12 protein-coding genes are annotated in these 13,469 nt (G+C 52.2%); 4 read left to right on the forward strand and 8 right to left on the reverse strand.

What is annotated here, in order from left to right; translation table 11 throughout:
- The first annotated feature begins 349 nt into the window (after nt 1-349).
- The 3 genes from ACT3R7_RS13465 to ACT3R7_RS13475 all read left to right on the forward strand — a co-directional run bounded on the left by ACT3R7_RS13465 (nt 350) and on the right by ACT3R7_RS13475 (nt 4,120).
- Nucleotides 350-2,146: an NAD(P)/FAD-dependent oxidoreductase gene (locus ACT3R7_RS13465; RefSeq protein ID WP_193092126.1), complete on the forward strand. Its 1,797-nt coding sequence runs from the start codon at nt 350-352 to the stop codon at nt 2,144-2,146.
- 472 nt (nt 2,147-2,618) lie between these two features.
- Nucleotides 2,619-3,227, forward strand: coding sequence for an OmpW/AlkL family protein (locus ACT3R7_RS13470; protein WP_192537829.1), 609 nt, complete (start codon nt 2,619-2,621; stop codon nt 3,225-3,227).
- Between the two features lie 116 nt (nt 3,228-3,343).
- Entirely contained in the window at nt 3,344-4,120 is a 777-nt protein-coding gene (locus ACT3R7_RS13475) for a TatD family hydrolase (protein WP_193092125.1), read from the forward strand.
- A 51-nt stretch (nt 4,121-4,171) separates the two neighbouring features.
- On the opposite strand, the gene pepQ is transcribed toward ACT3R7_RS13475, so the two are convergent.
- The 7 genes from pepQ to ACT3R7_RS13510 form a co-directional block, all read right to left on the reverse strand.
- Nucleotides 4,172-5,470 carry a Xaa-Pro dipeptidase gene (pepQ, locus tag ACT3R7_RS13480; RefSeq protein WP_193092124.1) on the reverse strand — a complete coding sequence of 433 codons (1,299 nt, stop codon included), beginning with the start codon at nt 5,468-5,470 and terminating at the stop codon, nt 4,172-4,174.
- A 14-nt stretch (nt 5,471-5,484) separates the two neighbouring features.
- Complete coding sequence (locus tag ACT3R7_RS13485) at nt 5,485-6,396, reverse strand: LysR family transcriptional regulator (RefSeq protein ID WP_193092123.1); 912 nt, start codon at nt 6,394-6,396, stop codon at nt 5,485-5,487.
- A gap of 46 nt (nt 6,397-6,442) precedes the next feature.
- Nucleotides 6,443-7,489: an ABC transporter ATP-binding protein gene (locus ACT3R7_RS13490; protein WP_193092135.1), complete on the reverse strand. Its 1,047-nt coding sequence runs from the start codon at nt 7,487-7,489 to the stop codon at nt 6,443-6,445.
- Nucleotides 7,490-7,506: 17 nt separating this feature from the next.
- Complete coding sequence (locus ACT3R7_RS13495; protein ID WP_192537832.1) at nt 7,507-8,523, reverse strand: ABC transporter ATP-binding protein; 1,017 nt, start codon at nt 8,521-8,523, stop codon at nt 7,507-7,509.
- A 7-nt stretch (nt 8,524-8,530) separates the two neighbouring features.
- Entirely contained in the window at nt 8,531-9,478 is a 948-nt protein-coding gene (locus ACT3R7_RS13500; RefSeq protein ID WP_192537833.1) for an ABC transporter permease, read from the reverse strand.
- Entirely contained in the window at nt 9,475-10,524 is a 1,050-nt protein-coding gene (locus tag ACT3R7_RS13505) for an ABC transporter permease (protein WP_193092122.1), read from the reverse strand. Before ACT3R7_RS13505 ends, ACT3R7_RS13500 begins: the two co-directional genes overlap by 4 nt.
- Before the next feature lie 156 nt (nt 10,525-10,680).
- Nucleotides 10,681-12,252, reverse strand: coding sequence for an ABC transporter substrate-binding protein (locus ACT3R7_RS13510; RefSeq protein WP_441675030.1), 1,572 nt, complete (start codon nt 12,250-12,252; stop codon nt 10,681-10,683).
- Nucleotides 12,253-12,546: 294 nt separating this feature from the next.
- On the opposite strand from ACT3R7_RS13510, the gene ACT3R7_RS13515 reads away from it, so the two are divergent.
- A complete protein-coding gene (locus tag ACT3R7_RS13515; RefSeq protein WP_192537836.1) occupies nt 12,547-13,044 on the forward strand; it encodes a hypothetical protein in 498 nt (165 codons plus the stop codon).
- A 13-nt stretch (nt 13,045-13,057) separates the two neighbouring features.
- On the opposite strand, the gene ACT3R7_RS13520 is transcribed toward ACT3R7_RS13515, so the two are convergent.
- Entirely contained in the window at nt 13,058-13,447 is a 390-nt protein-coding gene (locus ACT3R7_RS13520) for a glutaredoxin family protein (protein ID WP_441675032.1), read from the reverse strand.
- Nucleotides 13,448-13,469 lie beyond the last annotated feature (22 nt).

The raw sequence follows: 13,469 nt of genomic DNA on the forward strand, positions 1-13,469 counted from the left end.
CACCTGGCGCAGTTGTTCTTGTTCTTTCAGCCTAAGCATTGTGACGCCGGTGTCAACGCAGCTTTATTACTCCGTTAGTCGGGCGTTACACCTGTAATGCTGGGTTGTAAACAGTGTTACAGAAAATACGCCTCTAAGTAACGTCAATATCTCTATTTTTTTGTTATTTTTCAGTTGCTTATTTAATTTTTGGTTGGGTTGGCACGATGGGTGCTTAGGTATGCTGTGAAGCATTATAAAAAGCAGTTGTGAAGACTATTGTGAAACGGTTCTTAAAACGGTCTTTGAAAACAGTTCTGGCAAGACGTAAGCGTTAACACAATAACAATCGTGAATCGGAGTCCTTGTTATGACACAGCAAACCGCCACAGCTATCGCGCAAGCTTGGTTAAGTGAATTTGATAACGCCTTACAGGCTAAGGATATTCAGCGAGTGCTCGCGCTATTTGGTGATGAGTGCTACTGGCGAGACTTTGTCTCCTTCACCTGGAATTTAAAAACCTGTGAAGGCAAAGACGCTATTCAAGCCATGCTAAAGGCCACCCTGGATAACACGCGACCATCCAATTGGAAGCTAGACGGTGAAGCGGCCATGAATGGCGATATTTGCGAGGCGTGGTTTACCTTTGAAACAGCGGTGGCGACTGGTAAGGGATATTTACGCTTAAAAGAGGGTAAGTGCTGGACGCTACTAACGACAATGCAGGAGTTAAACGACTTTCCTGAACCGCGCAGACATAACCGCCCCAAAGGAGCTGAACACGGGGCCAACAAGCAGCGTGAAACTTGGCAGGAAGCTCGCGAGCGGGAAGAATTAGAGTTAGGTTATTCTCAGCAGCCCTACTGCGTGATTATCGGTGGTGGACAGGGTGGCATAGGCTTAGGCGCGCGGCTTAAGCAAATGGGGGTGCCAACAATTATCATTGAGCGAAATGAACGTGCCGGTGACTCCTGGCGTAAGCGTTATAAATCGCTCTGCCTACATGATCCAGTATGGTACGACCATCTGCCTTATATCCCTTTTCCAGAAAATTGGCCGGTATTTGCCCCGAAGGATAAAGTGGGTGACTGGCTGGAAATGTACACCAAGGTCATGGAGCTCAATTACTGGAGCTCTACCGAGTGTCAGAGCGCTCATTATGACGAGGCGGCCCGAGAGTGGGTGGTTAAGGTTAGGCGAGACGGTGTTGAGGTTACTCTGAAGCCTAAGCAATTGGTCATGGCCACAGGTATGTCAGGTATGCCCAACGTACCGAATTTTCCAGGCGCGAATGATTTTGAAGGTGAGCAGCAGCATTCAAGTCAACACTCTGGACCGGATGCCTACACAGGTAAAAAATGCGTTATTGTCGGTTCTAATAATTCCGCTCACGATATAGCCGCTGCTCTCTGGGAGCATGATGCTGACGTGACTATGCTGCAGCGCTCATCTACTCATATTGTGAAATCAGACTCGCTCATGCAAGAGGTGCTGGGGCCGCTTTACTCAGAGGAAGCCGTTGCCAGCGGTATTACTCATGACAAAGCCGACCTTCTTTTTGCCTCTATCCCTTATAAAGTACTACCGGATTTTCAGCGTCCGGCATTTAACGCGGTACGCAAGCGCGATGCCGCCTTTTATAAAAAGCTAGAAGATGCTGGCTTTATGCTTGATTTTGGCGACGACGACTCTGGTTTATTTTTAAAATATTTGCGCAGAGGTTCAGGGTATTACATTGATGTAGGAGCCTGTGACTTGATCGCCAACGGCGATATTAAGCTGCGCAGCGGCGTGGGGATTGAGTGGGTTAACAAGCGCTCCATCACGCTGAGTGATGGCAGTGAATTACCCGCCGATTTAATCGTTTACGCTACGGGCTATGGTTCTATGAATGGCTGGGCAGCGCGGCTTATATCTCAGGAGGTGGCCGATAAAGTGGGCAAATGCTGGGGACTGGGTTCTGATACCACTAAAGATCCTGGCCCGTGGGAAGGGGAGCTTCGCAATATGTGGAAGCCAACCCAACAAGATTCGCTCTGGTTTCACGGCGGGAATCTGCACCAATCGCGCCATTACTCCCACTATTTGGCGCTGCAGCTAAAAGCTCGAATGGAAGGGATGGAGACGCCAGTCTTTGGTCTGCAGCCTGTTCACCATAGTGCTTAAAAGCGCGCATTAAAGTACACATGAAGAAGGTTGTACGTTTATAAGGCAACACTACTTAAAAATGGGCTGCGCTGGTGCAGCCATAGCTTATAAAGAATTTGTTAGCCATCTGTAATTGTTATAATTTTTTATATGCTAATGATTTTTATGATTTTTTGTAAAAGTGGCACACGGTTCGCTATGTATTAGGCAAGCAGCAAATGAACAGAGTAATCAGCAATAGTCGGTTGCTTTCCCTTCTTTGCAACACCGGCGCGGTGAACATGCCGCGCGGTACACAGAGTGAGCTGGCGTGCTCCACCTAGGCCTCCTTCGGGAGGTCTTTTTTTATGTCTAATGAAAATTAAACTTGTACAAAAGTATAAAAAAATTCCACACATAATTTGGAAACACTGTTCGAATAGTATATATTGTATAGGCAAGCCGGTTGTCCGGCGCTGTTCCCAGCTAAAACGCAAAGAGGATGAACCAAATGCGCAACTTAAAATTGATTTCAGCCGCTGTGATTACTGCTGGTTTTGCCCTGGCAAGCCAGGCGGCGTTGGCATATAACGCAGGCGATGCATTTGTCCGCGGTGGTTACGCTAAAACGGATACCGGTTCAGGCAACGGTAATATCCTTGGCGATGAACTGAATGTTCAAAACGAGAGCGGCTTCACCTTCGGCGCTGGTTACCTGTTTACCGATAAAGTGGGTGTTGAGCTCAATAGCTCTGAGAAATTTGAGCACCAGCTGAACACTGCTAATGCAGGCGATATCGGCAGCATCGACCGCTTGCCCGTTAATCTGCTAGTGAACTACTACCCGCTGGGTGGAATGGATTCACGCGTACAGCCTTACGTTGGTGCGGGTCTGAACTACACGCGTTTTTCTGGCGAGCCGGAAAACGTTGATGTTAAAGCAAGCTATGGCGCTATCGGCCAGGCAGGCGTTGACCTAGCGGTAACTGAAAATATTCTGTTGAACGGTTATGTAAGCTATGCCGATGTCGACACTGATGTACGCGTTGGTGGTGACACGGTAGGTAAAGTAGACATGAACCCGGTAACGATCGGCGGTGGTGTTACTTACCGCTTCTAACGTCCTCTGATTGATCGACGTTAGTCATCTCAAAACGCTCGGCAAACGCCGGGCGTTTTTGTGTATGTTCGATTTACCCGCTTTTAAGCTATCTCTAACGGTAAAGGAGTAGCCACATGACCACATTCTTCGTTGATACCCATTGCCACTTCGATTTCCCCCCCTTCGCGGATAATGAAGCGCAGAGTCTTGCGTGGGCGAGCGAGGCCGGGGTCGAAAAAATCATTGCGGTGGGCGTAACAGCCGAGCGCTTCGGCGGGGTGATGGCGCTGGCCGAGCGCTTCGACCCGGTTTACGCCGCGCTCGGCATTCATCCGATGGCAATCGGCGAGTTCGAAGAGGCGCATCTCGACCGGCTCGAGGTATGGCTTCGCCAAAGACCTAGCAAGCTAGTGGCGATCGGGGAGATCGGGCTGGATCTTTACATCGAGGACCCGCAGTTCGAAAGGCAGGAGGCGCTGCTTCAATCGCAGCTGCGTCTGGCGCGAAAGTTCGAGCTGCCTGTGATCCTTCACTCCAGGCGCGCCCACGACAAGCTCGCGATGCACCTAAGGCGAGTCGAGCTACCAAGGACCGGGGTAGTGCACGGTTATGCCGGCAGCGAGCAGCAGGCACGGGCTTTCATCGAGGCAGGGTATTATATCGGCGTGGGCGGCACGCTAACGTACGAGCGGGCCACCAAGACCCGCCGAACGCTTTCGCGCCTCCCGCTTTCATCGCTTTTGCTCGAGACCGACTCGCCGGATATGCCGGTGCAAGGGTTTCAGGGCGAGCCCAATCGCCCTGAGCGTATTCGCCACATCTGGAATAGCCTTTGTGAGATTCGCGAAGAGTCGCCGGAGGAGATTGCCGAGGCCATTCGCGACAATACCCGCCGGCTTTTCAGGATCTGATTGGTTAAAATCGTCAGCGTCAGAGGGACGACCCCTTCGAGTCTGGGAGGCTCAAGGCGTCAGGTTCTCGAAGCTGGATTCGGTGACCAGCACGTTATCTTCAATACGGATCCCACCACAAGGCAGCAGCTGATCAACCAGCGTCCAGTTAATGGGCAACGCTTTATCACGCAACGGTTTCAAGAGCATGGGTATAAAATAGAGCCCCGGTTCGATAGTCACGACCATGCCAGGCTTGAGCGTGCGTGTTAAACGCAGCGCAGGATGCTCAGTGGGCGCAGGAGCAGGGGTGCCATCTGGATGTCGTAAGCCCGCGACGTCATGGACCTGAAGACCCAGCGAATGACCTAGCCCATGTGGACAGAAAGCACGCGTAACGCCTTCTTCAACGGCTTGCTGGGCGCTGCCTTTAAAAAGATCGTGAGCGACCAGGATATTTCCCAGAGAGTGGTGCATCTGTTTATGCAGCCCAACGTAATCAACGTTGGGCACGATGCTCTCAACCATCTCATCTTTCAGGCGATGCAGGGCGTTCACCAGTTCGCCAAAAACGGCGGGCGCATCGGGCCCGGCATAGGTACGCGTTATATCCGCGCAGTAACCTCGAAAGCGCCGCCCGGCATCCACCAGCAGGCTAAAACGCTGTTTGGGAGGCGTTAAGTCATAGTGTTGGTAGTGCAGGACACCGGCATGGTTATTCAAGCCAATAATATTTTGATAGGGAACGTTTGATTCGCGCTGTCGGCTAGCGGCAAGGTATGCCAGTTGAATATCAAGCTCACCCGAGGCACCAATAAATGCGGTTTGCGCCGCCTGATGGCCTGCAATGGCCAGCCGGTTGGCTTCTCGCAGGCAGGCTACTTCATAAGGCGTTTTGAACATACGCAGCTCATCAAGTGCCTGAACAAGCGCATTAGGAGCCACGTCCGCCTTCAGCGCCTGGCTGATATCGGTACTAACGCTTTCAATATCGCCAATTACGACGGCTTTGCCCGTAAACGTCGGAGCGGTTTTAGTGCTGCATAAATGCACATCTATGGCGGATACCCAGGGCTCTTCCGGGAGCTTTGTAGGTAGATGCCAAAAATCATCCGGCGCATAAAGATAGAGCTGAGGGCGCGTATTCGGCGCAATGACCAACCAGCTGTGCTGAATATCCGCAAGCCCCACCCAGTGCATAAAGTGGCCATAGGTCTGAAAAGAGGCGGCATGATCGTCAGCAAAATGGTAGTCAGCGTGACCGCTATAAATCGCCAAGCTGTCAAAGCCGGATTTAGTTAGCACCTGTTCATATGCGCGTTGCAAATGAGCGATATGTTCAAGCTGCAGGTTGAAAAGCGTCGTTGACATGCAAGCGTATCCTGTTAACTACGTGAAGGGGCGAGTTCGCTCCAGAATTTATCCAATTCGGCGTGGCGCTGAAGTTGATGTCGATACAAGCGCAGCTCCATGGGTACATCCCAGCGGCTATCGCCTGCTCTTACCAGGGTGCCCTGGGTAAGCTCTTTCGCGACGCTGCGCTCGGGAAGCCAGCTCATGCCGTACCCAAGCAGTACAAGCTCTTTAATACCGGCTGCGTATAGGTTTTCGCTTTGCGCATTCAGGTAGGTGCTGTGTGGCAATCTGGCCAAATGAGCCTTTATCGCAGAGCCGAGCAGGCCTCGCTTTGGATAGGCGAGCCAGGGCGAGGGATGAGCGCGTGTTCCCGGCAATGCCGCACTGGGCTCGCCTTGCGAACTTAGGCCGGTAACCGGTATCAGTCGTTCATGACCGATGACCTTGTAAGTGCTGGCGCTAGTATCGATTTCCAGATCGCAGCGCCCCACAGGCCAGTAACAAATGGCTAGGTCGCACTCCGCGCGTGCCAAGGCTTGAAAATAATCGTTGGCTACCCAGCCGGTGGCTCGCAAGTAGGGCTGTACCCGATCCTGCCAGCCGGTCGAGGCGAGCCATTCCGGCAGGAAATGGCCAAGCAGGCTCTGCGGGGCCGCCACCATAATGCGTCGCTGCTGGCCGGCATTAATTTCCCGCAGGCGATCACGCGTCAAGCGTACCCGTTCCGTTACCTGCTCGCAGAGCGTAAGAAACTCCTCGCCCGCGGGTGTTAACGAAAGTGGTAACGTCTGACGATTGATCAGCGTAACGCCCATTTCTTCTTCCAGCAGTTTAATGCGCCGAGAGAAGGTGGGCTGGGTGACATGTTGATCGTCGGCTGCGCGCGAAAAATGCCGTGTTCTGGCCAGGGCAATAAAGTCTTCTAGCCAGCGAATTTCCATGCGATACCCCGCAGTGAGATGACTTGCTTGGCCAATGAATACCTAATCATAGGCGGCCTTCCTCAACAGCGTGACACGCAACCCGCGTACCGTCATCCTGCATTTGCAACTGGGGAATTTCCTGGATGCAGCGCGCGTTAGCGTACGGGCAGCGGCCATGAAACACACAGCCGCTAGGTAGATTGACCGGGGTCGGCACTTCGCCCTTAAGGCGAATATGCTGTGGTCGGTCATCTTCAAGGCGTGGAATCGAAGAGAGCAGTGCCTGGGTATAGGGATGACGAGGTTTGGCAAACAGCGTTGCAGTAGTGGCTATTTCGCACACGGTACCTAGGTACATGACCGCGACGCGTGTACCAAAATGCTCAACAACGGCCAAGTCGTGGGTAATGAACAGGTAGGTTAAATTGCGCGCGTTTTGGGCTTCCATCAAGAGATTCAACACCTGCGCCTGAATTGACACATCCAAGGCCGAAATGGGCTCGTCGGCGACGATAAACTCAGGATCCACCGCCAGCGCACGGGCAATGGCAATACGCTGGCGCTGGCCGCCGGAAAACTCATGACCAAACCGCTTTCCCCAGTCGGGGTCGATACCCACCGAGCCCATAACGTCTTTAACTTTGTCGGCAATCTGTTGCCGATTCCAGTTTGGATGGTGCAGGCGCAGGGGTTCTTCCAGCGTTTGCTGAATGGTCATGCGCGGGTTAAGCGAGGCGTAGGGGTTTTGAAAAATCATCTGCATGCGCTTGCGATAGGGCAGCAACTGACGCGAGCTTAAATGATCGATTCGCTGGCCGTCATAATGAATTTCGCCTTCTGAAGGTGAAAGCAGCCCCATCACCGTACGGGCAACGGTGGATTTACCGCAGCCGGACTCACCCACCACGCAGAGTGCTTCGCCACGGTTGATCTCGAGGTTGACCCCGTTAATGGCGTGAACGTGCTCCTGGTGACGAATAAGCTTGCCGCCTTTAAAGCGCAGCTGGTCAAGAAAATCACCTGATAGCGAAAAGCGCTTTTTAAGATCGCGAATTTGCAACAGTGGCTGGGCTGTATCGACGTTTTCAGTGGGGATGTGGTTGGCTGCCATGGCGCTTGTCTGCGTGCTCATTGGCTTTCCTCCTTTAAACGACGATCTTCCATTAGTTCAGCCACCATATGACAGGCGACCTGGCAGTTACCCGCCTGCACAAAACCAGGTACCTGTTCAATACAGGCAGGGCGGGTTTGGCCATCGGCGCGCTTGATAAAGTCGCAGCGCGGATGAAAGGCGCAGCCGCTGGGCAAATTGGAGAGCGACGGCATGCTGCCGCGAATCTGATTCAGCTTCTCGCCTGGCGTGGCCATTTGGGGTAGGGCGTTGATCAGCCCTTGGGTGTAAGGGTGCTGCGGGTCGTTAATGATCTCGCGCGTGGGGCCTTGCTCGATCACACGCCCGGCGTACATGACCAGCATGCGCTGGGTAACCTGGCTTACCACACCCAGGTCATGGGTAATCAAAATAAGCCCGACATTGTGCTGCTCGCAAAGATCCAAGAGCAGCGCCATGATTTCCGCCTGGATGGTCACATCCAGCGCAGTGGTTGGTTCATCGGCAATGATGATATCTGGGTCAAGCAGCAGGGCAATGGCGATAATAATACGCTGGCGCATCCCGCCGGAAAGCTCGTGCGGGTACTGGTCCAGGCGCTTTTCCGGTGAGGGGATTTGCACTTGGCGCAGCTTATCCAACGCGATGGTACGGGCTTCTTTTGAAGAAATGCGGCGGTGGGCTTTCAGACACTCGACCATCTGCTCGCCAATCGACAACACCGGATTAAGGGTCATCATCGGATCTTGGAAGATCATCGAAATACGGTTGCCACGTATTTTACGCAGCCCGCGCTCCGACATGGTGTTAAGTGTTTGCCCTTCAAAGGTGATACTGCCACCCGCGATAAAACCTGGCTTGGCAATCAGGTTAAGCAGCGAAAAGGCGGCCACTGATTTACCCGCACCAGACTCGCCTACAATGCCCAAGCGTTCGCCGCGTTCAAGCGTAAAGCTTACATCGCGTATTGCCTTGACCTCGCCCTGACGCAGGGCAAAGCGTACATCTAACTGGGAAACTTCAAGTAATGCCATGATGTCCTCAGCCCTTATAGAGTCGTGGGTTCATGACATCGCGCAGCCAGTCGCCCAATAGATTGATAGACAGCACTAGCACGACCAGTACCGCACCGGGAATTAATGTGATCCACCAGGAACCCGACTGAATGTAGTCAAACCCCGCTTTGATTAACGAGCCAAGTGATGGGTGAGTTTCGGGCATGCCCAGCCCCAAAAACGACAGCGCTGCTTCAGAAATAATTGCGTTGGCAATCTGTACGGTGGATATAACAAAAATCGGGGAAAGCGTGTTGGGCAACACATGGCGGAACATAATCCGCTTGCTGCGCAGCCCCATGACACGGGCGGCGTCCACATACTCTTTGTTTTTCTCTGCCAGCACTGAGGCACGTACCGTTCGAGCGTACTGTGGCCATTCGGCCAGGCCGATAATCAACACCAGCATGAGAACCGCGTACTGGCTATAAAAGGAGCTGCCCATGGTGGCTTTCACCACGGCGCCCACCACGATAGCGACCATTAGAGTGGAAAAAGACAGCTGGATATCTGCCAGGCGCATAAAGAATGCATCAACGCGACCCCCCAGATAGCCTGCCATCAGGCCAAAGGTCACGCCTAGAAGCGCTTGCAGAATAACGGCGCCAAAGCCGATTAAAAGCGACACGCGCGTACCGTATAAAACGATCGACCAAAGATCGCGTCCTTGAGCATCGGTACCCAGGATATAGCGCTCGTCGGTACCATCAATCCAGAAAGGCGGCAGCTCAGAGGCAAGAATATCGATCTGGCGCAAATCATAGGGATCGGTCGGTGCAATCAGCGGCGCGGCAAAAGCGGCTACTACCAGACAGATAAACACGGCAAGGCATAGCTGCGCGGTACGGTCGCGCTTAAAGCTGTACCACAGAAAGGAGTCGCTAAAGCGCTGGAAGCGGCTAGGTGCCTTGGTTGGCTTGGTTGTCATCGTCATGCGGGCTTACCAGTCAGTTTTACGGTGGGGTTCACGTAGCCGTAGATCAAATCCACGATGGTGTTTGTCACCACGAAAATGACGCCGACAATCATCAGATAGGACACGATGAGCGGGATATCAGCACGGTTGATCGCATCCAGGAACATAAGGCCCATGCCTGGCCACTGGAAAACGGTTTCAGTCAGGATGGTGTACGCCACCATGGTGCCAATTTGCACGCCGCCCACGGTTATGACCGGCAGCATGGTGTTTTTAAGCGCATGAACAAAATACACGCGGCGCATGGAGATACCCTTAGCGCGGGCATATTTCACGTATTCAGACTGCAGTACTTCCATCATCTCAGCGCGAATTAAGCGAATAAACAGTGGCAGCATAATGGAGGCAAGTGAAATGGCGGGTAGCACTAAATGCTGCAAACCGCTCCAGGAAGCAAGGTTCGTATCCCAATGGCCGACCACATGCACTAAGTCGTAGCCACGCCCAAACGACGGCATGTTGCCTTGGGTAGAGAGCAAACCATTAAGCCATGCGCCCCAGCCGGTACTTTCGGGGAATATCGACACGGTGATGCCGATGGCAAATATTTGAATAAGCACGATAGCGGTTAAAAATACCGGTATCGAGATACCAATGATCGAAACGCCCATGAAAAATCGCGAAATAATCGAGCGCGGTTTAATTGCACTGTATACCCCGATAGGCACCGAAAAAATCACGATAATTAACGTTGCCGCAAACACCAGTTCAAGCGTTGCTGGCAAATGGCGGGCAATAACGCTGAGCGCCGGTTCGCGGTAGAAGTAGGAGTAGCCAAAGTCTCCCTGCACCGCATTCTTGGCAAAGCGCACATACTGCACCATGAACGAATCATTAAGGCCTAAGCGCTCGCGTAAGGCTTCGCGTTCACTTTCGGGGACCGACTGTCCAACCATTTGTTGTATCGGGTCACCCAGGTTGTCCTGAATGGCGAAGGCCAGCACGCTGATGACGAACATCACCAATACCGCGTGCATCAGCCGCTTGATTAAAAAGGCAATCATGGCGTACGCCACCTATGTAATAGTGTTTAACAAAGGAAGTAGAAACAAGTTTTAGTTAACGTTTTGCAACGGGTTTTGACACAGCACGCGCTTCGCTCTCCAGGTAGCTGGAGAGCGAAGCATCCGTGCAGGTAACTTACAAAGCGTTAATCAAACTTAGCGATTGATGACGAGATCGCCCAGGTAGGGGAAGTCGATGGCGTTAACAACAGGCTCAACGTCTACGCCCTCAGCGGCAGCGTAAGCCAGGTTCTGCCAATGCAGCATAATGAAGCCAGCATCTTCATACAGCATGGCTTCGGCTTCACGCAGCATTTCGTTACGTTTTTCAAGATCGGTGGTGCTGTCGGCTTCGGTAACTAGTGCATCAATTTCTTCATTGCAGTAGTTGCCGTAGTTGTATTGACCCGCACCCGTTTCGTCATCGATACAGAAAGACAGATACTGGAAGAAGTTAGCCGTATCTTCGGTATCTGAGTGCCAACCCAGCATTGCGATATCCGACTGGCGGGTATCATACTCAGGCCAGTATTGGGCCAGCGGCATGGTGCGCAGATTCACCTGGATGTTGATGCGCGACAGCATGTTGGCGACAGCCTGGGCAATCTGTGCGTCATTAACGTAGCGGTTGTTCGGCGCGATCATGTCAACGCTAAAGCCATCTTCATAGCCCGCTTCCGCCATCAGCTCCTGGGCGCGCTCAAGATCGTAACGCGGTACCAGGTCCGGGTTATGGCCTGAGTAGCCTTCCGGTGAGAACTGGCCGGCCGGTGTGGCAAAGCCGCGCATTAAACGGTCAGCGATGCCTTCCTGATTGATGGCAAGGTCGACGGCTTGACGAACGCGAACGTCCTGAAATGCTTCAACTTGTTCTTCGTTAAGCTGGAAACCGATAATACGGGTACCCGGTACTTCGAAAAGATTGACATCACTTGCTTCGCGCACGCGCTCCAGATCATTGGGCGGTACTGCGTCGATAAAGTCGACGCCGCCAGACAGCAGGGCGGCTACGCGTGAAGCGTTTTCAGCGATGGGGGTTAACACGATGCTGGACACATTGCCTTCACTTTCCGTGTCCCAGTAATCTTCAAAGCGCTCAAAATCAACGCGCACGCCCTGGCGGCGGTCAGTCAACACAAACGGACCGGTACCGGAGACGTTACGTGATGCAAAGGAATTGCCGGCTTTAACGATTTCCGCTTTATCACCGCCACCCTCAGCTTCACCGGTGTAGAACTGGCTATCCATCGGGAAAATATACGTTGCCAGGTTAAGCATCAGCGGATAAGGCTCGGCAGTGGTAATTTCCACCGTGTAGTCATCAATGGCTTCAGCGCTTTCGATAGGCTCAAAAATCGCCTTATAGTCTGGGCTCTCTTTTAGACGCTCAATGGTCCACACTACGTCTTTCGCTGTGAACTCATTACCTGAGTGAAAGGTAACGCCTTCACGTAGCGTCATGCGCATGTGTGTATCGTCTTTTTGCTCCCACTCGGTGGCCAAGCGTGGCTCAAAATCGAAATCTTTGGTCCAGCGCACGAGAGGGTCGAAAGCAAGGTGAGAAAAACGCAACATGCCGCCTGATAGCTGTTCGTGAATATCGAGGGTTTCGGGATCAGCCGAGTAGCCTATGCGTAAGGTTTCAGCACTGGCTGTCAGGGGTAGCATTGCACCACCTGCTACCGTGGCACCGATAATAGAAGCCAGTAACGTTTTCTTGAGCGTCATAATTGTTCCCATTTTTTGATGGTTTTATTGTTCGCTTTAACGCTTAAATGCATTACAAAAGCGAGTAAAACATACACGGTCAGCTTGTAAGCTAAGCTATTAACATAGAGAGTGACTCTTACGTCGCACAATCGAAATAATGACAGGCTCTATTCATCTACTGAATGATTACGCTTATAGCGGCGCATGACGCAACAAATGTTAGACAAAAGTCTTATCTAAAAAATAAACGAGCGTTTGGTTATTTTCCGTACGCACACCAACAAGGCGTTAAAAGGTTGTAAGAAGGTTGTGATGAAAACATGTAGCTGGAGCATATTACTGCTAGCCGGATTACTTCCGTTAACCACGCAGGCCACGAGCATTGAAGGAACGCTTGAGGGCGAGCCGCGTGAGTGGTTTATTTTAAGTGAGGGCCGGGATTCAAATGCTTCTTTTATAGAAGTAGGCGATCAACAGCAGGTGACAATTTCCGGGTTTATCGAGCCTGATAACTGGAATGCCCATGAAGCGCTCTCGATCAGTTTAAGTATCGAAGATAATCAGCTTATCGACTCCCAGGTCGTGCACTTGATCGGCAACACCGCCATGCCGCCTCTTTATACTTCAGAAGGGGGCAGTGTCACCGTCACGTTGGAGCATTTTGAACAGCAAGGCAGTCAGGTTCACGTTACCGGACATATTCAGGGCATCATGGCATTACAGAGTGATTTAGATGCAGCGCCAAGCCAGGATGAGGGGATCGACATCGATGTGCAGTTCGATGTTGAAGCCTATCGTGTCGAGTTCTAAGCCGGGTCGCGTTCTAAGCGCCGAACTGTTGATGTAGCCACTTATTAATATCATCCGACTCATACAGCCACTCTTCACGGCCATCTTCATGGTGAATTTTCAGGCAAGGCACCTTGGTTTTACCGCCTCCTTCAACCAGCGCCTGCTTGTGAGTCGGATCAAGCTGGGTATCCCGCAGCTCAATGGTGAGGCCCAGACGGGCTATTTCTTTGCGTACCTTGATGCAAAATGGGCAGGTGCGAAACTGATAAAGGGCTAAACGCTGACAGGCTTGATCGACGCGTGCCTGCTCTTCGGGAGGGCGTTCAATGGCGCTCGGCGTGGTGAGTTTTTCCGAGATAATCATTATCGGTGCCAGCACCAAACGAACACCTCGAAAAAAATAACGAATTAAAACGCGCATTGTAAGCTCCCTTGCAGGCCCT

This window comes from Halomonas sp. AOP43-A1-21 (assembly GCF_052376775.1).
GTDB lineage: Bacteria > Pseudomonadota > Gammaproteobacteria > Pseudomonadales > Halomonadaceae > Vreelandella > Vreelandella colorata.